Origin of the sequence: Catenibacterium sp. RTP21428st1_D7_RTP21428_210409 (assembly GCF_040227455.1) — a bacterium.
In the GTDB taxonomy this organism is placed as follows: Bacteria; Bacillota_I; Bacilli_A; order Erysipelotrichales; family Coprobacillaceae; genus Catenibacterium; species Catenibacterium mitsuoka_A.
Genome location: NZ_JBEHVX010000028.1, coordinates 1 through 24,514, shown reverse-complemented (window position 1 = coordinate 24,514; position 24,514 = coordinate 1). Strand labels below are relative to the sequence as shown.

Sequence of the window (24,514 nt, the reverse complement as noted above, 5' to 3'; positions counted from 1 at the left end):
GTTTTGGTGGATTTGAGTTTGGTTATATATTTGTGTCCGCGCAACGAAGGCGCGGGGAAATGGAGGAAATCATGAAACAAATCAAGACAGAAGATGCAGTAGGGGCAGTATTATGTCATGATATTACTGAAATTGTGAGAGGCGTAAGAAAAGGCGCACGCTTTAGAAAAGGTCATATTGTGAGAGAAGAAGATATTCCTGTGTTGTTGTCTTTAGGAAAAGAAAACCTCTATGTATGGGAAAATGATGAGACTATGATGCATGAAAATGAAGCAGCTGAAGCATTATGTAAGTTGTGTCAAAATGATCATATGTCTACAACTGAAATTAAAGAAGGCAAAATAGAATTAATTAGCACCATTGATGGCTTGTTTAAAGTGAATAGAGAAAAGCTATTTGAAGTAAATCGTATGGGTGAAATGATGATTGCGACAAGAAACGGAAATACAGTTGTTCATTCAGGTGATCATCTCGCAGGTATGCGTATTATTCCGTTAGTTATAAAAAAAGAAAAGATGGAAGAAGCATCAAAAATCACGGAGACACCAATACTTGAAGTAAAGCCTTTTGTATTTAAGAAAGCAGCCGTTATTACTACAGGAAGTGAAGTCTATAAAGGACGTATCAAAGATACATTTACTCCTGTTATTATTGATAAATTAAAAGAATACAATGTAGAAGTCGTATTCCATAAATTATGTCCAGATGATCCGGATATGGTCACAAGTGCTATAAAAGAAGCACTTGACATGCATGTGGATATGGTGATCTGTACGGGTGGTATGAGTGTTGATCCAGATGATAAGACACCACTCGCAATCAAGAATACAGGAGCCAATATTATTAGCTATGGTTCACCTGTTTTACCAGGTGCGATGTTCTTATTATCATATAAGGGAGATACACCAATTGTTGGTTTACCAGGATGTGTGATGTATGCAAAAAGAACAGTTTTTGATTTAGTTCTTCCTCGACTTGTAGCCAATGATCCAATCACTGCTGATGAACTTGCAATGCTTGGTGAAGGTGGTTTGTGTTTAAACTGTCCACAATGTACATTCCCAAATTGTGGCTTTGGAAAGGGCTGGTAGGATGACATATCATAATCCTGAAAAATTTGATTTTAAAGTTAGACTTTTTAATGAAGAACCCTGTTTTGGAAAAGGTGTCTCACAGTTACTACATTTATGTGATAAGTATGGCTCTTTAAGTAAGGCCTGTGAGGTTATGGGGATGTCCCATTCTAAAGCATGGAAGATATTAAAAAGAGCTGAAGAAGATCTAGATATGAAGTTATTAGAACGAGTATCTGGAGGAAGTAATGGAGGAGGAAGTGTTTTAAGCGAAGAAGGAAAGACATTATTAAAGAAATATGATGAATTCCAAAAAAGAATGAAAGACTTCGCAGAAGAAACATTTCAAGAACTATTTAATGAAGAAAGATAAATATTTGATCATTGCGTTTGATTCTACAAGCCATGCACTAGACTTAGAAGATAAAGCAAAAAATAAAATGCAGGGAAGATTAATTCCTCTTCCAAGAGAAATAGAAGCAGGTTGTGGACTCTGTTTTGCCTCTTTAGACCTAGACCAAGAGAAATGGCTTAGATTCTTAAAAGAAGAACATGTACAATATGCTTATATGAAAGAGGTGATTTTCTAATGAGTGAAAAGATTTACTGTCAGGGTGGAGGATGCAGCGCAAAGCTTGGCGCAAAGAAGCTCTCTCGCATCCTTGAAAAGATTGATAAGTATGAAGATCCAGACTTGTTAGTAGGCTTTGATAGTCATGATGATGCATCTGTATTAAAGATTACTGAAGATAAGGGAATTGTCTCTACATTGGATTTCTTTCCACCAATGGTAGAAGATCCTTATCTTTATGGTCAGATTGCAGCTACCAATGCATTAAGCGATGTTTATGCTATGGGCGGTGTGCCTAGAACGGCTTTAAATATTGTCTGTTTCCCAGAGGAAGAAGATTTAAATATATTAGGAAGAATTATTGAAGGTGGGAATGATAAGTTAAAAGAAGCTCATGTCACACTATCTGGAGGGCATTCTATTAGAGATACTTCTATTAAGTATGGCTTAAGCGTGACTGGCATTGTGGATGTTGATTCTATTAAGACAAACAACAATGCTCAGGCTGGAGATGTACTTATTCTTACTAAGAAATTAGGCGTAGGTATGACACTTAATGCGATGCGTATGAAAGACGCTGCGCCAGAAGTATTAGATGATGTTTTTAAGAGTATGACAACACTTAATAAGTATGCTGCAGAACTACTTAAACCATATGATGTTCATGCACTGACTGATGTCACAGGTTTTGGTTTAATGGTTCATTTAAATGAGATGTTAGATCATAAAAAGAGTGCAATACTTTATGGAAACAATATCCCTTATTTTAGAGATTGTCCTTACTATGTAGATGAATTCTATTTAAGTGGAGCTGCTCAGACAAATAGAAATAGTGTAGAAAAAGAAGTTGTTTTTGAGAAGGAAAACTTCTTCTTAGAAGAAATTATGTATGATCCTCAGACAAGTGGAGGATTGCTTGCGAGTGTTGCGAAAAAAGACTTGGATGACATACTTGATGCATTTAAAGAAGCAGGAAGAGAATGTTATGTCATTGGAGAAGTTGTTGATTTAAAAGACAAAAGTATATATGTAGGAGAATAGAGATGAGAAAGTTAGATGCAAGAGGATTAGAATGTCCATTACCAGTTGTAAAGACTAAGGAATTATTAAAGGAAAGTAGTGAAGCTGTAGAAGTATTAGTAGATAATGAAACAGCTGTAGAAAACTTAAAGAAGTTTGCGAAAGTAAAAGGTTATGATGCTGTAAGTAGTAAAGTCAACGAAGATTATACTGTAGTTATCAGTTCAAGCGAACAGGTTGTAGAAGAAAAGAAGGCTGAAAATATCTTAAAAGGACAGATTGTTGTAATAAGCAGTAATAGTTTAGGAAGTGACAAGGAATTAGGTAAAATCTTAATGAAATCTTTCATTTTTGCGCTTACTAAGCAGGATGCCTTTCCAGAAACAATTCTTTTCTATAATGAAGGTGTAAAGATCACTACACAGGAAAGTGATACAGTGAATGATTTATTATTCTTAGATTCTGTTGGTGTTGAAATTGTGAACTGTGGAACATGCTTGGATTTCTTTAAGTTAAAAGATGATTTAAAAGTGGGCAGCATTACAAATATGTATGATATTGTAGAAAGAATGGAAAAGGCTGAAAAAGTCATCAAGCCTAACTAATATGAATAATCTTGTAGTAGTAAGAGGTGGCGGTGATATTGCGACTGGCACTATTTATAAGCTTGCCCGCTGTGGGTTTCATGTTCTTGTATTAGAAATAGAACATCCAAGTGCGATTAGACGCAATGTTGCATACTCTGAAGCAGTATATGATGGTTATAAGGAAGTAGAAGGTATTGAATGTGTATTGATTCATTCACTTAATGAATTAGAATCTGTTTTTAAACACAATAAAATTGCGATGATGGTAGATCCTAAAGGTAGTTCTATTGATATCTTAAAGCCAGAAATAGTGATTGATGCGATACTTGCGAAAAAGAATATGGGGACTTCAAGAAATATGGCACCTATCACAATTGGTTTAGGTCCTGGATTTAATGCAGGAAAAGATGTAGATATCGTAATTGAAACAATGCGCGGACATCGCTTAGGCCGCTTGATTGAAGAAGGACCAGCAATGAAAAATACAGGTATTCCTGGACTTATTAAAGGATACGGGAAAGAACGTGTTATTCATGCAGAAGTAGAAGGTACAGTTTATCAGATAAAGAAGATTACAGATACAGTTGAAAAAGGAGACGTGCTTGCTTATATAGAAAACAAGGAAGGACAACATCCTGTATATGCTTCTATGTCAGGCTTACTAAGAGGTTTGATTCGAGAAGGTTATTATGTCACAAAGGGCTTTAAGATGGCAGATATTGATCCTCGTTTAGATGAATATGAAAACTGCTTCACTATTTCAGATAAAGCAAGATGTATTGCGGGTGGTGTATTAGAAGCCATCTTCTATTTAAGGGGTCAACATGATTTATCTTGATCAAGGGGCAACAAGTTTTCCTAAACTGCCCGCTGTTAAACAGGCAGTAATGGATGCACTTGACAACAATATGAATGCCCAAAGAAGTACAGGCGCTTTTAAGACGGATCGTCTTTTATATTCAACTCGTAAACTTGTTGCACAGTATTTTAATCTGCCTTCTTTTGACCATGTGATTTTTAATAGTGGTAATACAGAAAGCTTAAATACATGTTTAAAAGGAATCTTATCAAAGGATGATCATGTCATTACGACTTATGCAGAACATAATTCTGTCTTAAGACCGCTTTGTCAAATAGGTGTTGATTTAACTGTTACAGCACCTTATAAGGAAGATATTCTTAAAGAAATAAGAGAAGACACAAAGATGATTGTAATGACGCACAGTTCTAATGTGACAGGAGAACTCTATGATATAGATACCATTGGTCAAATAGCCTATGAAAATCATATCTTATTTGTGGTTGATAGTGCACAAAGTGCAGGTCATATCTCTATTGATATGCAGAAATCTCATATTGATTTGCTTACTTTTAGTGGTCATAAGGCATTACTAGGAATGAGCGGGGTAGGAGGAATCTGTGTCAATACAGATATATTGATTCACCCACTTAAGACAGGTGGGACAGGCATTGATTCCTTTAATAAAAAACAACCTGATAGTTATCCTGAACACTTAGAAGCAGGTACTTTGAATATACCTGGTATTGCCTCTTTAAATGCAGGTATGACTTATTTATTAGAACATCAAAAAGAGATAGAAGAAAAAGAAAAACAGCTTTTTGATGCTTTATATGAAGGTATGAAACGTATTAATGGAATCACATTCTATTGTGATTATGATGCATGTCTGCATACACCTATCATTGCCTTTAATCTTGAAGATTATGATTCATCTAAGATCAGTGATGTCTTAAGTTATAAATATGATATCATTACACGCTGTGGTGCCCATTGTGCACCACTGATGCATACACATCTTAATACAGTAGAAAGAGGCATTGTACGCTTCAGTTTATCATTTATGAATAGTATGGAAGAAGTCAATACTGTCATTGATGTCTTAAAGGAGATGACTGAAGAATGATCATTAGTATTATTGGGTCAGGTGGAAAAACAACACGTATGAAGGAATTACTTCATCAATATAAAGAAGAAGGAAAAACAGTTCTTATGACGACTTCAACACATATGCGTATAGAAGAAGATACTTTAGTTAATCCAACTTATGAAGAAATTCAGGAAGAAATAAAAAACAAAGGCTATGCCTTTGCAGGCAATCGTTTTGATGAATTTAAGATCAAGGCATTAGATCAGAATTTACTCGATCAATTAAAAAAAGAAGTAGATGTCATTTTAATTGAAGCAGATGGCTCTAGAAGTATGCCTTTAAAGGTGCCTGCAGACTATGAACCTGTCATAGACGAGGATACAGATCAAATCATTTTGATTACATCTATGAAAGGCTTAGGAAAACGAGTCAAGGATGTTGTACATCGTTATGAATTATTAGACCTTGATCCAGAAAAAATAGTAGATGGTGCACTTATACAGCAGTTCGTGAGATATTATTTAAAAAGATATCCTGATGCAGTTATAGAAGTAAAACAGCCTGAAGGGCTTTATCAAAGAGCTTTGGCTTCTTTAATAGAACACAACGTAGATGTGACATGTATACAAAAAGAGTGGTTCATGCCCCAGCCAAAATTAGTATTATTAGGTGCTGGACATGTTTCACAATATATAGAAAAAACAGCGCACTTATTAGATTTCTATACAATAGTCATTGATAATCGTGAAGAATTTGCGAATAAAAATATTTTTACAGAAGCCCAGGAAGTGCATTGTGTCAATTATGAGGAAGCAGAACAGTATTTTCCAAAAGAAGAGAATACATGTTATGTTATTGTGACAAGAGGACATAAGGACGATAAAGTCTGTCTTAAAAAGGCACTCGATCAAAAAGCTCTTTATGTTGGAATGATTGGAAGCAAGGGTAAAGTAAAAAAAACTATGGATGCCTTAATAGAAGAAGGTTATGACGAATCTTTATTAAAACAAGTTCATGCACCTATTGGCCTTCCAATCAATTCACAAACGCCTGCAGAAATTGCGATTAGTATTATGGCTGAAATTATACAGATTAAAAATACGCATCAATACTCTACAATGACAAGTGATCTCTATCATACCAAAGAGAAGGGAACTCTTTGTATCATTACATCTAAAGAAGGGTCTGCACCTCGAGGAGTAGGAAGCATGATGCTTGTTACTGATGATCACATCATTGAAACAATTGGTGGAGGGCGTGTCGAATACCAGGCAATATGTGACGCTAGAAATGAAGAAGGTATACGTTCTCATCACTATGAATTAAGTAATAAAGAAGGTGCAACACTAGGTATGATTTGTGGTGGTCGTAACGAAGTGTTATTTATTCCATTAAAGTAGAAAGCGTGCAGGGCTGATCAGTCTGCATGATAATGCAATCTGATTGTATATCATCATAAAGTAATATACGATTATCAGGAAATATATAACGTTGAATACGTGACTGATCAAAATCCACAATTTCATTTTCAATAAAAGAAGGATGAAGTGTATTTTCTATAGAATGACATATTCTAAGGAAAATGTCGCTTGATTCTTCTTTTTTAATTTTATAAACGTATAAATAAGATCTCATAATTATCACCTCTTCTCATATCTTATACTATTTTGAATTAAAATGCGTTATGTACCCTTTCGATAACACCTTATACAAGGGGTTAATATAAAATACACGAAAAATGTTTATTATTATAGATGATATATTATGTTATGATGTTAAAAAGGAGTTGAGAAGAATGCTTACAATTAAGGATGTATGCAAACAATATCATACAGGTGAACTCACTCAGACAGCTCTTGATCATGTGTCTTTATGTTTAAGAGATAATGAATTTGTCGCAATATTAGGACCATCTGGTTCAGGAAAAACAACTTTATTAAATGTGATTGGTGGCTTAGATCAATATGATTCAGGAGATCTTATTATCAATGGTATTTCCACAAAACAATATAAGGATAAGGACTGGGATTCTTATCGAAATCATACAATAGGTTTTATTTTTCAAAGCTATAATTTGATTCCACATCAGACCATTCTTACGAATGTAGAACTCGCCCTCACAATTTCGGGTGTTTCTAGAGAAGAAAGAACACGTCGTGCACAAGAGGCACTTAGTCAGGTAGGACTTAAAGAACAGTCTCATAAGCTTCCAAATCAGTTATCTGGTGGACAGATGCAAAGAGTGGCTATTGCCCGTGCATTAGTGAATAATCCTGATATTTTACTTGCGGATGAACCAACAGGGGCACTCGATAGTGAAACAAGTATACAGGTTATGGATTTACTTAAACAGGTTGCAAAAGAAAAACTTGTAGTCATGGTCACTCATAATCCAGAACTTGCACATATGTATGCCAATCGTATTGTAACTCTTAAGGATGGTGTGATAGTCTCTGATTCTAACCCAGTATCTTTTAAAGAAGAAAAGCCTGTTCATAAAAATCTGGGTAAGACATCTATGAACTTCCTAACCGCATTAATGCTTAGCTTTAATAACCTTAAAACGAAAAAAGCGCGTACAATATTGACATCATTTGCTGGCTCTATTGGTATTATTGGAATTGCGCTTATTCTATCTATTTCTACCGGTGTCAATGCCTATATCTCATCCATTGAAAAAGAGACGTTATCAGAATATCCTCTTTCTATTCAATCTACAGGAATTGATATGAGTGCGATGATGGGCGAACCAGTCAAGAAAAACAACAGTGAAGTCAAGGTTGTGGATATGATGGAGAATATGTTCTCTAAGATCGGTTCTAATGATTTAAAGAACTTAAAAGCATATATAGAGGAACATAAAGAAATTAATAATTATGCCCGTGCTGTAGAATATGATTATGGTATCTCACCACAGATTTATGCAAATGATCAATATGGAATCAGACAAGTGAATCCTGATGCCACAATGAAAAAACTTGGCATGGGAACAAGCAGTAATTCTATGATGAGTAGTATGATGAATACGAATGTTTTCTATTCTCTTCCATCTCATGCCTCTTTATATGATGATCAATATGATGTAAAAGCGGGTCACTGGCCTAAAAATAAAAATGAATGTGTATTGGTACTCTCTAAAAAAGGTGGTATCAGTGATTTTATGCTGTATACATTAGGTTTAAGAGACCCAGCACAATTAGATCAGATGTTAAAAGCTTTTAGTGAAGAGAAAAATATTAAAGTCACAACAGGCAAACAAGGATATCGTTATAAGGATTTATTAGGTATTACTTTTAAAGTAGTGAATGCATCTTCTTATTATCAATATGATGATACATATAAGGTATATAAAGATAAAAGTAATGATACAAACTATATCAATTCACTTGTACAAAATGGCAGTGATTTAAAAATTGTTGGTGTTGTACAGCCTAAAGAATCGACTAATGCTTCTATGCTTGCTATGGGTATTTATTATCCTTACTCACTTGCTACTTCTACTATTAAAGATGCGAGTAATAGCCAGATAGTAAAAGCACAGCTAGAAAATAAAAATATAAATGTGATTACTGGACAATCTTTTAATGATCAGTCTCAAAAGTCATTTGATTTATCATCTATGTTTCAAGTAGACAACAATGCTTTAAAGAATGCATTTCAGTTTGATACAAGCAAGGTGAATATGTCCATGCCACAAATGGACTTGTCTAGTATTTTAAGTCAGATAAAAATTGATATATCTCAAAGTGATGCATCATTGTTTATGTCTACAATCTCATCTGGCTATAATGATTATTTAAAGGAACATCCTTTAAAAGAAGCAGAAAATTTAAATGAGGTGGTTCAAAAATATCTTCAATCCAAAAGAGCATCAGATATTATTAAGAAAGGTATTGATGATGCAATTAAAGAAAATGGTGAAATAAAGATCACTGAAGAACAGATGCAGAAGATTATGAAGAATGTCGCGGATGACTTTAGTGATTATGCAAAAGAAGATATCAATTCATTTACACTAGGATTACAGAATAGTATGATGAACTATCTCAATTCACAGGATTCTAAGCAGGTCATCAATCAGTTTATTAATAAAGTTATCAAAGACAATCATCTAGAAGAACAGTTGAATACTATTATGGCAGGATATATGCAAAATGTCACAAAACAATTGTCTACTTCTTTATCTCAGGCATTTACTTTTAATCCTGATATCTTTAAACAGGCTATTAAAATGAATAGAGACAGTACGGATATGACTGAACTTATGAAATCAATGATGAATACAGAACAAACAAGTTACGATAACAATCTAAAGAAATTTGGTTATTGTGACTTTGATAATCCAAACAGTATTAGTATTTTTCCACAGGATTTTGAAAAGAAACAGTCTGTTTTGAATTATTTAGATCATTACAATGAGAAGATGAAAAAGATCGATGAAGATAAAGTGATTACTTATACAGATGTTGTAGGAACACTTATGTCTTCTGTGACTGATATTGTTGATGTTATCAGTTATGTATTGATTGCCTTTGTAGGTATTTCTTTAGTTGTTTCTTCAATTATGATTGGTGTAATTACTTATATTAGTGTATTAGAAAGAAAAAAGGAAATTGGTATACTCCGTGCAATAGGTGCTTCTAAGCATAATATTTCACAGGTATTTAATGCAGAAACATTTATTATCGGTTTATTATCAGGACTTATGGGTATTGCTATTACCTTGCTTCTATTGATTCCAACTAATATAATTATACATAACGTATCCAACCAGACCTCTATCAATGCGATGCTGCCAGTAAGTGGCGCAGTTGTTCTTGTATTATTAAGTATTGCTCTTACATTACTTGGTGGATTAATTCCATCCCGTAAAGCTGCAAAAGAGAACCCTGTCAAAGCATTGCGTACAGATTAAAGAAGTAAATTATGTCAAAGAACGTTATTGAAAAAATCTATTTATCCCATGATCATTTTTTTGATTCAGAAAAAATACTAAATATATCATGTATCAGACAAGTGAAGCTTCTGTATTTTGTTTTTATAATGCCGTTGTTCTCATATGATTGCTATTGCAGTAATAGAAATACTCTATCTTTTCTTTACTACAATGGATGGAGATGCACACGAAAAGAGCGCTAAGCATGAAGATTTGATTGCAGGAGATAAGATATAAGGTATGCAGATGATGTATACCTTTTTATTTATCGCAAACAATAATAAAAGTATTGAAAACAATAATACAATGAGTATAATGAAGTTGAAAAGGAGAGACAAGTATGAGAAACAGAATTACAATATTAAAAGAGAAGATGCTTGATGAAAAACGTTATGCATCTATTGAACAAGCGCGTATCATAACACGTATTTATAAAGAGAATGAAACTCTTTCTGTTCCAATGAAACGTGCCCTCTCTTTAAAAGCAGCATTAGAAGAAATTGAAATTGGTGTTGAAAAAGAAGAATTAATTGTAGGTAATCGTACAAAAGGTGTACGTGCAGGTGTTGTATTTCCTGAAAGTGGCTGTTCATGGGTGGATAGAGAATTTGAAACACTTCCTACTCGTCCTCAGGATCAGTTTGAAGTGAGAAGTGAGGATATTAAAGAATTTAGAGAAACCATATATCCATACTGGAAAGGACATTCTATGGAGGATGTCATTAGAACACGTTATGGCAAAGAAATTGATCATATCAGTAAAGTAGTCAAGATCAATCAGAAAGACCACGCACAGGGTCATATCTGTCCTGATTCTGCTTTATGGTTGAAATATGGACCTCAAGGATTGTTAGATAAGATCAATGATAAACAAGAAACAGAATTCTATACATGCACAAAACTTGTATTAGAAGGGGCTATCACTTTCATGAAGAGATATCATGACTATATTATCTCTATGCCTGATTATCATGAGAGTGATGATTTAAAGCGTGTTGCAGATAACTGCCTCTCTTTATCTCAAAGACCTCCAAAAACATTCCATGAAGCCGTACAGTCTTTATGGTTCTTGTTTGTAATATTACATATGGAATCCAATGCATCTTCATTCTCACCAGGGCGTATGGATCAGTATCTTTACCCATATTATGAACATGACTTAAAAGAAGGGCTTATTAGTAGAGATGATGCATTAGAGATATTAGAATGTCTTTGGTTGAAGTTTAATCAGATTGTTTATCTTCGTAACAGTAATTCAGCGAAATACTTTGCGGGATTCCCGATTGGGTTTAATATTGCGGTAGGTGGCTTGGATGAAAAAGGACATGATACATATAATGATTTATCCATGCTTTGTCTAGAAGCACAGAAGGAATTATGTCTTCCTCAGCCTAATTTATCAGTAAGACTTAACAAGAATACATCACATGAACTCATGCAGAAGGCGATTGAAGTTGTGGCATTAGGCAGTGGTATGCCACAGTTCTTTAACGATGAAGCGATTATTCCTGCGATGGAAAGACTTGGTGTCAGTCATGAGGATGCTTTAAATTATGCGATTGTCGGATGCGTAGAACTTACGACCCATGGTAATAACCTAGGCTGGAGTGATGCGGCTATGTTCAACCTCAATAAGGCATTAGAACTTACTTTAAATAATGGTAAATGTTTGTTGACGGGACAGAAACTTGGTCTGGATATGGGATCACTAGAAACATATCAGACATATGAACAGTTAGAAAAAGCTTTCAAGATTCAGATTGATTACTTTATTGAAATGATGATGAAAGCAGAAGAAGTTGTAGAAAGAGTACATCAGGAATGTTTACCAACTGCCTTCTTATCATGTGTCATTGATGACTGTTTAGAAAAAGGCGTGGATGTTACAAGAGGTGGCGCCAAGTATAATTTATCTGGTATCCAGATGATTCAGATTGCGAACCTTGCAGACTCACTTGCAGCTATTAAGAAGTTAGTCTATGAAGACCATCTCTTAGATTCAAAAGAACTGCTTACAGCTTTACAGGATGACTTTAAAGGGCACGAAATCACACAAGCCATGCTTTTGAATAAAGTAACTAAATATGGTAATGATATTGCCTGGGTAGATGAATGTGGTGCTAAATGGGCACGTTACTTTAGAAATAAGATGAAAGAGTATAAGAATTATCGTGGTGGTCCTATTCATACAGGTATGTATACTGTTTCAGCTCATGTTCCTATGGGTGAAAATGTAGGAGCATCTCCAGATGGTAGAAACGCTTATACCCCTCTTGCAGATGGTGGTATGTCCCCTGTTTATGGTAGAGACTTAGCAGGACCTACAGCTGTCTTAAAATCTGTCTCTAAACTAGATGATGACCTCACAACCAATGGAGGATTACTCAATATGAAGTTCTTACCAGACTTCTTTAAGACAGAAGCAGGACGTATGAAGTTTGAAAACTTCCTTCGTGCTTTTGTGGACTTGCATGTACCTCATATTCAATTCAATGTCGTGAACAAAAAAGATTTATTAGATGCAAAAGTTCATCCTGAAAGACATCGCTCTTTAACTATTCGTGTAGCTGGATATACAGCTTACTTTGTAGAACTAGCAGGTAAATTACAGGATGAAATTATTGCGAGAACAACCTATGACAACATCTAAATATCTTGTATTTGATATCAAAAGATTTGCGGTACATGATGGGGAAGGATTACGTACAACAATCTTCTTTAAAGGATGTCCTTTAAGATGCAGATGGTGTCAGAATCCTGAAGGACTTTTACCACAAAGAAAGCCTATTTACTTAGAAAACAAGTGCATGCATTGTAGAAACTGTGAGAAGCACGGAGCAGGTAAAATAGTCTATCAAGATAGAGCTGTATTTATAGAAGATGATTTGGATGAAATCTTTAAGTATTGTCCTACAGATGCGATTCAGTATGATAGCTCTTATTATAGTTTAGAAGAACTTGTAGATAAGGTGATGGAAGATGAAGTTTTCTTTAAATATGGTGGAGGTGTGACAGTTTCTGGTGGAGAACCTTTTATGCAGCAGGAAAAACTGATACAATTATTAAAGGAGCTTCATAAAAGAGTACATACAGCCATTGAAACTTCACTTTATACTTCACTAGATTTGGTGAAGGAGGCAACACCTTATCTTGATCAGATCTATTGCGATTTAAAGATAGAAGATGACAAAGCACATATAGAAGCAACTGGTGTATCAAATGCAATCATTAAAGAAAATCTAGCTTATTTACTCACAAGTGAGCATAAAGATAAAGTGACTGTAAGAACACCACTTATTCCTGGGTATACAAGTGATGATGACAATATTAAGAGTATTGCCTCTTATCTTTATAGTTTATATCCAGACGTACGTTATGAATTATTAAATTATAATCCTCTTGCATCCGCAAAATATGATTTAACTGAATTTGAATATGGTGTCAAAGAGGATCAGAAGGCCTATAGCCAGGAACAATTAAGCCATTACTATCAGATTGTATCTGATAGTGGAATAAAAAATATAATCAAGGGAGATTAAAAAAATGGAATTTATTATTGATACTGTAGATTTAGAAGAAATTAGAGATGCAGTGGATCACTTACCAATCGTAGGTGTCACTAGTAACCCAAGTATTGTAAAGAAGACTAGTCCAAAGGATTTCTTTGGACATATGAGAGAAATCAGAAAAATCATTGGGGATGAACGTTCTTTGCATATTCAGGTTATTGCGACAGAAGCAGATGAAATTGTGAAAGAAGCACATAAGATCTTTGAAGAAGTAGATGACAAGGTATATGTAAAAGTACCTACTACTTATGAAGGTGTTAAAGCTATGAAAATCTTAAAGGCTGAAGGGAAAAATGTGACTGCTACAGCTGTTTATGATTTGATGCAGGCTTATATGGCACTCGCAGCAGGTGCTGATTATATTGCACCATATACAAATAGAATTGGAAACTTAGGAAATGATCCTTTTGAATTAATGGCTCATTTATCTAATAGAATTGTAGAAGATGGTTATGACTGCAAGATTCTTGCAGCAAGCTTCAAGGGTGTACAGCAGGTAAGAGATGCATTTAATGCAGGTAGCCAGGCTATCACTGCACCAGTAAGCGTATTAAAGGCAATCTTTGAAAATCCAAGTATTTCTAAAGCTGTAACTGATTTCAATAATGATTGGTATTCAGTATACGGAGAAGACAAAGGTCTTTGTGATATGTAATGAAAGAAACGAGTGAGGGCTCGTTTCTTTTTAAATAATATGATGTTTTTTTTAATTCTTCTTCTAGTTTAGAATGATCAGGTAAATGAATAGCATCCATGCCGACGTTCTTACATGCATTAATATTATCAAGAGAATCATCAATAAATAGACATTCATCTGCATTTAAATGATAACGTTCTAATAATAATTTATATATTCTTAAATCAGGCTTGATTAACTTTTCTTTGGCACTAATTATAGCTCCATCAAATAGAGTAAACCAATCCTGCTTCTTTAAGAAACGATTATATGCATTTAAATGGAAATTAGAAATAATATAGAGGTGATAACCCTTCTCTTTTAATAAAGAAACGAGCTTTATATTATTTTCAATAGGAAGAAGTAATTCAATCCATTCTTCCATGATTTCTTCTATATCCAATGCAAGTTCAGGATTTTCGTTGATTAATTTTTCTATAAACTCTTCTCTTGTGATGGTTCCTTCGTCTAGTTTGATCCATGAAGGATTTTGAAAGATGATTTCAAATAACTCATTATAATGCGTATAGTTCTTCTTTTTCAGCCAAACTAAAGGCTGATAGTCTAAGAGAACACGACCTAAATCAAATACAATATTTTTCATTCTTTTTCTCCTTTTTACTATTATATGATATACTTAATAAAATGTATATGTTAATCAAGGAAGTGGTGATACTATGGAAGAATTAAAGAAAATAACAACAAGCCAAAATAGAATAGATTTATTACATGCTTCCTCTATTGATACGTTAGAAGATATTATTTATCATTATCCTTATAAATATGATGAAGTGACTGAAATATGGCCTCCTGTAGAAGATAAATGCTGTGTAGAGGGGGTTATCATAAGTAGCCCTAAGGTATTTTATAAAGGGCGTTTTTCCCGTATGACATTCAATGTGTCTATTAAAGGCGATGACTATACAGTTACGATCTTTAATCGACATTTTCTTCGCCCTTATCTTACGCTTAATCGTATTGTTACGTTACAAGGTAAAGTAGAAGGGAATCGTTTCACTGCTTCTAATATATTATTAAAGAATCTAGATCAATTATCAGGTATTACACCTGTTTATTCATTAAAGGATGGACTTACAAGTCATGCTTTTTCCCAATATGTTAAAAAAGTATTAGGAATGAACATTCCTATTGAAGATAGTCTTCCTATAGAAATAAGAGAAACAGTTGATCTCATGAGCAAGAAAGAAGCGCTTTATGCAGTCCATTTTCCAATGAACCATGAACAATTACAAAAGGCTATTAAAACTCTTAAGTATGAAGAATTCTTAAACTTTGAACTGGCTCTTTCTTATCGTAAAATGCAAAGAGAACAGGAAGTAGGATATGCAAAGGATTTTTCTTTAGATGAAGTCAATGCCTTTATTCATACGCTTCCCTTTAAATTAACGAAAGATCAAAAACAAAGTGCTAAAGATATACTGTTAGATCTTCATAATCCAACAATCATGTATCGTTTCTTACAGGGGGATGTAGGAAGCGGTAAGACAATTGTGGCGGCTATAGGGTTATATGCCAATTATTTAAGTGGCTATCAAGGGGCTCTCATGGCACCGACTGAAGTGCTCGCAACGCAGCACTATAGTAAGCTTAAAAAGACATTTGAAGCCTATGATATGACTATTGCGTTACTCACAGGATCACTTGCTTTAAAAGAAAAGAAAGAAATCTATGAAGGTTTAGAAAGTGGTGCTATTGATCTGGTTATTGGGACACATGCATTATTCCAGGAGAGCGTTCATTATAAAAAACTTGGATTTGTAGTAACAGATGAACAGCATCGTTTTGGAGTCAAACAAAGAAAAGCCCTAAAACAAAAAGGTGAAGGTGTTGACTTCCTTGTCATGAGTGCGACTCCTATACCTAGAACTCTTGCAATGAGTTTATATGGAGATATGGATGTTTCAAGTATAGAAACAAGACCTGAAGGTAGAAAGCCTATCTTAACAAAATATTTTGAAGGCAGCTCTATGAAGCCTTTCTTAAAGCAATTAAAAGATTATTTAGCTCAAGGTGGACAATGTTATGTCATCTGTCCTTTGATTGAGGATAATGAAGATCTTCCATTAAAAAGTGCTTTGACTATTTATGAAGCGATGTCTTCTTATTTTAAAGGACATTATCAAACAGGACTGCTTCATGGTTCTTTAAAAGATGAAGAGAAAAATGCAGTGATGCAGGATTTTAAAGATAATAAAATACAAATTCTAGTCTCTACTACAGTGGTAGAAGTAGGGGTTGATGTCCCCAATGCGAATATGATGGTTATTTATAATGCTGAAAGATTTGGCTTATCTTCTATTCATCAGTTACGTGGTCGTATTGGAAGAGGGAATCAACAGGGGTATTGTTTTCTGTTATCTGAAGCACAAGACGAGCCGGCAAAAGAGAGACTGCACTATCTAGAAGAACATGATGATGGATTTGAAATATCACAATATGATTTAAAAACAAGAGGACCAGGAGAACTATTAGGTGATAAGCAGAGTGGTCTTCCAGCCTTTATGATGGGGGATATTTTTAAGGATATGAATATTCTAGAAGAGACAAGAAGATATGCAATTAAGATGATTCATGATTATTATAAGTATGGGGAATATGAAAACTATATTGAGATGATCAAGAAAAAGATAAAAAAAGGGAATGAATATATTGATTAGTTATGATATTATGTAACTGACGAGGTGATTTTTATGAAATTAGCAATCGATGCGATGAGCGGAGATTTAGGTAGTGCACCTGTTGTGGAAGCCTGCAAGAAATTTGCAGGCAAGCATCCAGATGTTGAATTATATGTAACAGGTAAAAAGGAAGAATTAACAGCTTTAGAATCTATTAATTCTATTCATATTGTAGATGCACGTGATGTTGTATTAATGACTGATAGTGTATTAGGTGTAAGAAGAAAGAAAGAATCTTCAATGGTGAAGGCTTTAATGATGGCCCGTAAGGATGAAGTAGATGGAGTTGTATCATGTGGTTCTACAGGTGCTTTTTATACTGCTTCAATGTTGTTTGTAAAGCGTATTGAAGGCGTAGAAAAATCATGCTTAATGGCAACTCTTCCTACATATAGCGGTAATAGTACATGCTTGATGGATGTTGGTGCCAATGCGACCAATACAGCAGAACAACTACAGGAATTTGCAGTAATGGGCTCATTATATAGCAAACTTGTATTAAATAAGGAAAATCCAAAGGTTGCTTTACTTAATATTGGTGCAGAAGATCATAAGGGTGATGAAATGCATCAGGAAGCTTATAAACTATTAAAAGGCAGCGATAAGATCAACTTCACAGGTAATGTAGAAGGTAGAGAATTATTATCAGGAGATATTGATGTTGTTGTGACAGATGGATTTAGTGGGAATATCGCATTAAAAGCATCAGAAGGTGCAGCCATTCTTCTTATGAAGGCAATGAAAGAATCATTATTTGCGACGTTAAGAGGAAAGATTGGGGCCTTATTTGCGAAACCTCAATTATATGCTTTGAAAGAACGCTTTGATTATAAAACAGTGGGTGGGGCTCTATTTATGGGCTTTGAAAAAGCAATCGTAAAAGCACATGGTGGTTCAGATGCCAAGGCAGTTTTTAATGCGATGGAACTTGTATATAGAATGGTAGACTTAGATGTTGTAGGTCGTATGAAAGAAGGACTTCAATAATGAAAATATTAGATTTCTTACAGAAAGAAAACATTCCTTTTAAACGTATTGGTCTTTATAAGGAAGCATTTACTCATTCATCTTATGCCAATGAATCAAATGTCCATATTCCTGATTATGAAAGACTAGAATTTATGGGAGATGCTGTTTTACAGCTATTTGTCTCAGAATTCATTTTTGCATTACATCCAGAATACAAAGAAGGACAGTTAACACAGCTTCGTTCTAAGCTTGTAAGAGAAGAATCTTTAGCACGCTTTTCCGAAGAACTTCATTTAGGTGAACTTCTTTATTTAGGTGTAGGTGAAGAAAAGAGTGGTGGACGCCATCGTGAAAGTGTTCTTGCAAATATTTATGAATCATTTATAGGTGCACTTTATCTAGATTGTGGTAAAGAACAGGTGATTCGTATTCTTGAAAAGACAATCTTCAAACATGTTAATGAAGTAAATGAATTTGATGATATCACTGACTATAAGACTAAATTACAGGAATTAGTGCAGTCAGATGACCGTAAGACAGTCAGTTATCATGTGAAAAGTTCAACTGGACCAGCCAATGCCCCTGAATTTGTTATCGAAGTTATTCTAGATGATATGATTTTAGGTACTGGTAAAGGCACAAGTAAAAAGCGTGCAGAACAGCATGCGGCAAAAGATGCATTAATGAAAATGGCAAAGAAGGCTTCATAGTCTTCTTTTTCTTATGTGTAAGTTTTGTAAAAAAAGACAAATCACTTTACTTTTTGTATAATGATAGTATGATAAAAAACAAACAAGTTAGGAGATTACAATATGGGAAATAGTACAGTAAGTGATGCAAGAAATATAACTCTTGTCATGGACTTTTATGAATTAACAATGTCATATGATTATTTTAAACAGGGAAAAAAGGATGAAATTGCATATTTTGATATGTTCTATCGAAAGAATCCTGATAATGGTGGTTATGTCATCATGGCAGGACTGCAACAGTTGATTGAAGCAATCAAAGATATGCACTTCTCAAAGGGCGATATTGACTATTTACGTACATTAAATATGTTTGATGAAGAATTTTTATCTTATTTAGCTGATTTCAAGTTCGATGGTACAATCTGGGCAGTCCCTGAAGGAACACCTGTATTCCCTTATGAACCATTAGTCACTGTTAAAGGAAAATTGATTGAAGCACAGCTATTAGAAACTTTCCTTTTAGTGACAATCAATCATCAGTCATTGATTGCAACTAAAACACATAGAATTGTACAGGAAGCCAAGGGCCGTCCTGTTATGGAATTTGGGGCAAGAAGAGCACAGGGATATGATGGTGCAACATATGGCGCAAGAGCAGCTTATATTGGTGGAGCAGCAGGAACTGCTACAGTATCAGCAGGTAAAGCTTTTGGTATTCCGGTACTTGGTACAATGGCACATTCTTTTGTTCAATCATTTGACACTGAATATGATGCATTCAAAGCGTATGCTGAGATTTATCCAGATTCATGTATTCTCTTAGTAGATACATATGATACATTAAAAAGCGGTATTCCAAATGCGATTAGAGTAGCAGAAGAAGTATTACAGCCAATGGGTAAGACATTAGCTGGTATTCGTATTGACTCAGGAGATATCGCATATCTTACTAAGAAAGCAAGAATGATGCTTGATGTTGCTGGATTGACTAATACAAAGATTTCTATTTCTAACTCATTGGATGAATATTTAATCCGTTCTGTACTTGAACAGGGTGCACGTATTGATTCATTTGGTGTAGGGGAAAACATGATTACATCAAAGTCTTCTCCAGTATTTGGTGGAGTCTATAAGATGGCGGCTATGGAAAAGGATGGTCAGATTGTTCCTAAAATCAAGATTTCAGAAAATAAAGAAAAGATTACTAATCCAGGCTATAAGAAGGTCTATCGCTTAATAGAGAATGAAACAAATAAAGCCATTGCGGATATTGTAATGTTTGCGGATGAAACAATTGATCCAGAAAAGAATCTCACTATTTACTCTCAGTATGATAAATGGAAGAATAAAACATTAATAGGTGGGTCTTATACATTCTTTGAATTACAGAAACCTATCTTCGTGGATGGTGAATGTGTATATGAAGAAAAGACACTTGCAGAAATCAGAGAAAACGTTAAAAAACAGGGCACATTATTATGGGATGAAATATTCCGTTTAGAATACCCACATGCTTATTATGTAGACCTTTCTGAAAGACTTATTGACTATAAATTAAAGATGCTTGAGGAAAAACGCGGATGAAAATTACAGTAGTAGGATTAGGCGTTATTGGCGGCAGTTTTGTTAAGGCGCTTAAAGGAAAGGGTTATGAAGTCTATGGTATCGATACAAACCAGCAGACTCTAGATATGGCTAAAGAAGAGGGATGTATTATTGAAGGATATCTAGATGGGAAGGATATTATCCCTGAAACAGACCTTACAATCATCTGCCTTTACCCAAGTCTTGTCTTAGACTTTATTAAAAACAATCAATTTAAACCAGGAAGTATCGTCACAGATGCCGTAGGAATTAAGTCTTATTTCTTAAGAGAAGCACTTTCTATCATTCCAGACGGTGTAGAATATATTTCTATTCATCCAATGGCAGGTAGAGAAAAGAAGGGTTATCAATATGCCTCTAAACAGGTATTTGAGAATGCAAACTTCATTATTGTCTATCATGATGATAATAAGAAATCTACTATAGATTTTGTTCAAGAATTCTCTAAGCAGTTAGGTTTCCGTTCGGTTAAGATCATGTCTCCTGAAGCACATGATGAAATTATCTCATTTACTTCACAGTTACCTCACTGTCTGGCTGTAGCACTTATGAATAGTGATGATCAGAAATATGAGACAGGAAAGTATATTGGCGACTCATTTAGAGACCTCACACGTATTGCGAATATTAATGAAGATTTATGGGATGAGTTGTTTATGAATAATAAACAGTATTTGCTTGCTTCTATTGAACGATTTGAAGAGCAACTAGATGTTCTAAAAAATGCGATTCGTGATAATGATGATGAGACTTTAAAGGCTGCATTTAGAAAATCTACAAAAAGAAGAGAACATTTGTAAGAATGTTCTTTTTTTTATTGCAAAAGTTTAATATATAAAACAAAAAGTTTAAAAAAGAGGTTGAAAGATTACCATAAGCGTGTATAATATCATTGTTTGATTAAGTGAACAAAAAGTTAATTATATAAAACAGGGAGGATTAGATGGATCTCGGAAGGAAAATTAAACAGCTACGACTTGCAAACGACTTAACTCTTGAAGAGCTTGCAAACCGTAGTGAGTTATCAAAGGGTTTCCTCTCCCAGGTTGAAAGAAATCTAACATCACCATCTGTCGCAACACTTGATGATATTCTTGAAGCATTAGGTACTAATCTTCATGATTTCTTTGATCAGCAGGAGGATGAACAACTTGTTTTTGGCAAGAAGGATTTTTTTGTGAATGAACAGGATGATTACATCATTCACTATATCGTACCAAATGCTCAGAAAAATGAGATGGAACCTATTCTTATTGAACTAGAAAATGGTAAACGTTCAATGAAGATGGAACCTCATGGTGGAGAAGAGTTTGGTTATGTATTAGAAGGTAAAGTCGTTCTTCATTATGGGATGCGAGAAGAGATTGTTAAAAAGGGTGAAACATTTTATTTGAAGGGCACACGTGCACATTATTTAGAGAATCAGTGGGAAAGAAAGGCGAGAGTGATCTGGATTTCTACACCACCACTATTTTAATGAGGAGAGTTTTATGAAGAAAATTATTGAATTAGATAATCTGACTAAATCATTTGATGGTCAGGTCGTCCTAAAAGGAATTCACTTAGACATCTATGAAAATGAATTCGTTACACTTCTAGGTCCAAGTGGATGCGGAAAAACAACTACACTAAGAATTATGGCAGGGTTTGAAGAACCTGAATCAGGTACTGTATTATTTGATGGTATGAACATGGAAGGTGTACCACCATATAAGAGAGAATTAAATACAGTATTCCAGAAGTATGCTTTATTCCCACATATGGATGTTTATGATAATGTAGCATTTGGTTTGCATATTAAGAAAATGCCTGATGAAATCATTGATCATAAAGTAAGAAGAATGTTGGAACTTGTAGGTTTAAAGGGGTTTGAAGAAAGAAATATTTCTCAGTTATCTGGTGGTCAGCAGCAGCGTGTTGCGATTGCAAGAGCTCTTGTTAATGAACCAAAAGTACTTCTTCTTGATGAACCATTAGGCGCACTTGACTTGAAACTAAGAAAAACAATGCAGATTGAATTAAAGAAGATCCAGCAGCGGGTAGGTATTACTTTCGTTTATGTTACTCATGATCAGGAAGAAGCACTTACTATGTCTGATAAGATTGTCGTAATGAATGAAGGTTTAATTCAGCAGATTGGCTCACCAATTGATATTTATAATGAACCAGAAAATAGATTTGTTGCCAACTTCATTGGTGAATCTAATATTGTAGAAGGTCATTTTATTAAGGATTACCTTGTAGAATGGCATGGTCAGCAGTTTGAATGTGTAGATAAGGGATTTGAAGAAGGTCAGGAAGTAGATATTGTATTACGTCCTGAAGACTTAGATATTGTAGAACCAGGTAGAGGTAAAATTGCAGGTGAAGTCGTATCTGTTATCTTTAAAGGGGTACACTATGAAATCTTGGTACGTACAGAAAATCAGGACTATAAGATTCATACAACAGATTTAACAGAAGTAGGAAAGAAAGTAGATTTAGATTTCTGGCCTGAAGATATTCATGTCATGGAACCAATGGGTACTTATTAATGAAACAGTATAAAAAACTCATTACACCTTATGTCCTATTTCTATTCCTGTTAACTGTATTGCCGATGGTGTTGATTGTATTCTATGCTTTTACACAAAAGGCATCCGCAATCAAGACATTTGAATTCACATTCGCAAACTTTGCAAAATTCTTTGATCCAATCTTTGTCCAGGTATTGATTAAATCATTCGGACTTGGATTACTTACTACATTAATCTGTTTATTAATTGGTTATCCAGTCGCTTTTATGATTTCTAAGTGTAAACAGCATACCCAGACTATTCTTATTATGTTGATTACTATTCCAACATGGATCAACCTTTTAATGCGTACTTATGCATGGGTTTCTATTTTATCTAGAAACGGTATTTTAAATAACATCCTAGGGATGCTAGGATTAGGATCATTTAGAATGTTATATACTGATGGAGCAGTTGCAATCGGGATGATTTATAACTTCCTCCCATTTATGATTCTACCAATCCATACATCTTTAACTAACATGGATCCTTCACTTGTAGAAGCAGCTTATGACCTAGGGGCAAATAAAATTACAGCCTTCTTTAAAATCACCTTTAAACTATCACTTGGAGGCGTATTAACTGGTATCACAATGGTATTCTTACCAGCTATCAGTGAATTCGTTATTCCAAAGATGTTAGGTGGAGGACAGTACTCTTTAATTGGTAACTTCATTGAAAACCAGTTCATTACTGTAGGTAACTGGCATTTCGGTAGTGCTGTATCACTCATCTTAGGTGTGATTGTCATTATTTCTATGGCACTCATCTACCGTGCTGAAAAAAAGACAAATAATGAAATTGAACAGGGAGGACTTACTAATGCGAAAAGAAAAAAAGCTCAGTAAAGTGATTATTATTTCACTATGTATGGTCTTCCTCTATTTCCCAATATTTATTATGGCAGTTTTCTCATTTAATAGCGCCAAGTCTTTATCACATTTTGGTGGCTTCTCAGGACGCTGGTATGTACAGTTATTTAATAACACACAGCTATTAAATGCGATTTTTGTATCAGTTAGTATTGCGGTTATTGCGACAATCTGTTCAGTTGTTTTAGGAACAATCACAGCCATTGCATTATCTAAATCTAAGAAGACTGTCAGAACTCTTGTGCAGCAGGTCAATAACTTACCAATCATGAACCCTGAAATCGTTACAGCTATTTCTTTAATGTTATTATTTAGCTTTGTGAACTTTGAAAAGGGTTATATGACAATGCTGCTTGCTCATATTGCCTTCTGTACACCATATGTGATTACGAATGTTTATCCTAAAGTCAAGCAGTTAGATGACAATCTAGCAGATGCGGCAATGGATTTAGGGGCAACACCATTTCAAACATTGACTAAGGTAATCATTCCTCAGATCAAGCCTGGTATCTTTGCAGGAGCACTTTTATCTTTTACTATGAGTTTTGATGATTTCATCATTTCGTATTTTGTATCTGGTAATGGTGTAGAAAATATTTCTATCGTTGTTTATAACATGTCGAAACGTGTTGATCCGAGTATATATGCATTATCTACAGTTATTCTTGTGGTTATTTTAATTGGGGTATTATTAGGCACTTTTGTACCATATATTTATTTGAAGAGGTAGAGTCAAAAGTTTATGAAAAACTTGATGAATGACAGATTTCAGGGCTCGATGAACGATGCGATATCATTCAT

At 34.4% G+C, this 24,514-nt stretch carries 23 protein-coding genes; 21 read left to right on the top strand and 2 right to left on the bottom strand.

All coding sequences use genetic code 11. The features are described 5' to 3' along the window. The 8 genes from ABUA27_RS05855 to yqeC all read left to right on the top strand — a co-directional run. Positions 1-1,091: molybdopterin-binding protein (locus ABUA27_RS05855; RefSeq protein ID WP_349820402.1), on the top strand; the 1,091-nt coding region annotated here is incomplete at its 5' end. Position 1,092: 1 nt separating this feature from the next. Then, a complete protein-coding gene (locus ABUA27_RS05850) occupies positions 1,093-1,446 on the top strand; it encodes a winged helix-turn-helix domain-containing protein (RefSeq protein ID WP_129982093.1) in 354 nt (117 codons plus the stop codon). Continuing rightward, positions 1,433-1,663: a putative Se/S carrier protein gene (locus ABUA27_RS05845; RefSeq protein ID WP_129982094.1), complete on the top strand. Its 231-nt coding sequence runs from the start codon at positions 1,433-1,435 to the stop codon at positions 1,661-1,663. The genes ABUA27_RS05850 and ABUA27_RS05845 overlap by 14 nt, the downstream gene beginning before the upstream one ends. Continuing rightward, positions 1,663-2,685 (top strand): selenide, water dikinase SelD, encoded by a 1,023-nt coding sequence (selD, locus tag ABUA27_RS05840; protein WP_287968850.1) that lies wholly within the window; start codon positions 1,663-1,665, stop codon positions 2,683-2,685. The genes ABUA27_RS05845 and selD overlap by 1 nt, the downstream gene beginning before the upstream one ends. A gap of 2 nt (positions 2,686-2,687) precedes the next feature. Then, positions 2,688-3,269 (top strand): sulfurtransferase-like selenium metabolism protein YedF, encoded by a 582-nt coding sequence (gene yedF, locus ABUA27_RS05835; protein ID WP_129982096.1) that lies wholly within the window; start codon positions 2,688-2,690, stop codon positions 3,267-3,269. A 1-nt stretch (position 3,270) separates the two neighbouring features. Further along, the gene (gene yqeB / locus ABUA27_RS05830; RefSeq protein WP_349820401.1) at positions 3,271-4,089 is read left to right on the top strand and encodes a selenium-dependent molybdenum cofactor biosynthesis protein YqeB; all 819 of its coding nucleotides are present in this window, start codon (positions 3,271-3,273) and stop codon (positions 4,087-4,089) included. Continuing rightward, entirely contained in the window at positions 4,076-5,176 is a 1,101-nt protein-coding gene (locus ABUA27_RS05825; protein WP_349820400.1) for an aminotransferase class V-fold PLP-dependent enzyme, read from the top strand. Before yqeB ends, ABUA27_RS05825 begins: the two co-directional genes overlap by 14 nt. Next, a complete protein-coding gene (yqeC, locus tag ABUA27_RS05820) occupies positions 5,173-6,540 on the top strand; it encodes a selenium cofactor biosynthesis protein YqeC (RefSeq protein ID WP_349820399.1) in 1,368 nt (455 codons plus the stop codon). The genes ABUA27_RS05825 and yqeC overlap by 4 nt, the downstream gene beginning before the upstream one ends. On the opposite strand, the gene ABUA27_RS05815 is transcribed toward yqeC, so the two are convergent. Next, positions 6,524-6,775: a hypothetical protein gene (locus ABUA27_RS05815; protein ID WP_129982100.1), complete on the bottom strand. Its 252-nt coding sequence runs from the start codon at positions 6,773-6,775 to the stop codon at positions 6,524-6,526. The genes yqeC and ABUA27_RS05815 overlap by 17 nt on opposite strands. 160 nt (positions 6,776-6,935) lie before the next feature. On the opposite strand from ABUA27_RS05815, the gene ABUA27_RS05810 reads away from it, so the two are divergent. The 4 genes from ABUA27_RS05810 to ABUA27_RS05795 all read left to right on the top strand — a co-directional run bounded on the left by ABUA27_RS05810 (position 6,936) and on the right by ABUA27_RS05795 (position 14,300). Continuing rightward, positions 6,936-10,055, top strand: a complete 3,120-nt coding sequence (locus tag ABUA27_RS05810; RefSeq protein ID WP_349820398.1) for an ABC transporter ATP-binding protein/permease — start codon at positions 6,936-6,938, stop codon at positions 10,053-10,055. 361 nt (positions 10,056-10,416) lie between these two features. Beyond that, positions 10,417-12,726 (top strand): glycyl radical protein, encoded by a 2,310-nt coding sequence (locus tag ABUA27_RS05805; protein ID WP_129981586.1) that lies wholly within the window; start codon positions 10,417-10,419, stop codon positions 12,724-12,726. After that, positions 12,689-13,615, top strand: coding sequence for a glycyl-radical enzyme activating protein (locus ABUA27_RS05800; protein ID WP_129981585.1), 927 nt, complete (start codon positions 12,689-12,691; stop codon positions 13,613-13,615). The genes ABUA27_RS05805 and ABUA27_RS05800 overlap by 38 nt, the downstream gene beginning before the upstream one ends. Before the next feature lie 4 nt (positions 13,616-13,619). Beyond that, entirely contained in the window at positions 13,620-14,300 is a 681-nt protein-coding gene (locus tag ABUA27_RS05795) for a fructose-6-phosphate aldolase (protein ID WP_006504381.1), read from the top strand. Here the strand turns inward: ABUA27_RS05795 and ABUA27_RS05790 are convergent. After that, positions 14,245-14,925 carry an HAD family hydrolase gene (locus ABUA27_RS05790; protein ID WP_349820397.1) on the bottom strand — a complete coding sequence of 227 codons (681 nt, stop codon included), beginning with the start codon at positions 14,923-14,925 and terminating at the stop codon, positions 14,245-14,247. The two genes, ABUA27_RS05795 and ABUA27_RS05790, sit on opposite strands and share 56 nt — an antisense overlap. A gap of 73 nt (positions 14,926-14,998) precedes the next feature. Here ABUA27_RS05790 and recG point away from each other — a divergent pair, with 73 nt between their 5' ends. From recG to ABUA27_RS05745, 9 genes are all read left to right on the top strand, one after another. Next, on the top strand, positions 14,999-16,999 hold the full coding sequence (gene recG / locus ABUA27_RS05785) for an ATP-dependent DNA helicase RecG (protein WP_129981582.1): 2,001 nt from the start codon (positions 14,999-15,001) through the stop codon (positions 16,997-16,999). 33 nt (positions 17,000-17,032) lie between these two features. Continuing rightward, positions 17,033-18,007, top strand: a complete 975-nt coding sequence (gene plsX, locus ABUA27_RS05780; protein ID WP_129981581.1) for a phosphate acyltransferase PlsX — start codon at positions 17,033-17,035, stop codon at positions 18,005-18,007. Then, complete coding sequence (rnc, locus tag ABUA27_RS05775) at positions 18,007-18,699, top strand: ribonuclease III (protein ID WP_129981580.1); 693 nt, start codon at positions 18,007-18,009, stop codon at positions 18,697-18,699. The genes plsX and rnc overlap by 1 nt, the downstream gene beginning before the upstream one ends. Before the next feature lie 102 nt (positions 18,700-18,801). Continuing rightward, entirely contained in the window at positions 18,802-20,265 is a 1,464-nt protein-coding gene (locus ABUA27_RS05770; protein WP_129981579.1) for a nicotinate phosphoribosyltransferase, read from the top strand. Beyond that, the gene (locus ABUA27_RS05765) at positions 20,262-21,086 is read left to right on the top strand and encodes a prephenate dehydrogenase (RefSeq protein ID WP_129981578.1); all 825 of its coding nucleotides are present in this window, start codon (positions 20,262-20,264) and stop codon (positions 21,084-21,086) included. Before ABUA27_RS05770 ends, ABUA27_RS05765 begins: the two co-directional genes overlap by 4 nt. Before the next feature lie 143 nt (positions 21,087-21,229). After that, the gene (locus tag ABUA27_RS05760) at positions 21,230-21,763 is read left to right on the top strand and encodes a helix-turn-helix domain-containing protein (RefSeq protein ID WP_022425431.1); all 534 of its coding nucleotides are present in this window, start codon (positions 21,230-21,232) and stop codon (positions 21,761-21,763) included. Positions 21,764-21,776: 13 nt separating this feature from the next. After that, positions 21,777-22,820: a spermidine/putrescine ABC transporter ATP-binding protein gene (potA, locus tag ABUA27_RS05755; RefSeq protein ID WP_129981577.1), complete on the top strand. Its 1,044-nt coding sequence runs from the start codon at positions 21,777-21,779 to the stop codon at positions 22,818-22,820. Then, positions 22,820-23,689, top strand: coding sequence for an ABC transporter permease (locus tag ABUA27_RS05750; RefSeq protein WP_022425433.1), 870 nt, complete (start codon positions 22,820-22,822; stop codon positions 23,687-23,689). The genes potA and ABUA27_RS05750 overlap by 1 nt, the downstream gene beginning before the upstream one ends. Next, positions 23,664-24,443: an ABC transporter permease gene (locus ABUA27_RS05745; RefSeq protein WP_349820396.1), complete on the top strand. Its 780-nt coding sequence runs from the start codon at positions 23,664-23,666 to the stop codon at positions 24,441-24,443. Before ABUA27_RS05750 ends, ABUA27_RS05745 begins: the two co-directional genes overlap by 26 nt. Positions 24,444-24,514: the final 71 nt, after the last annotated feature.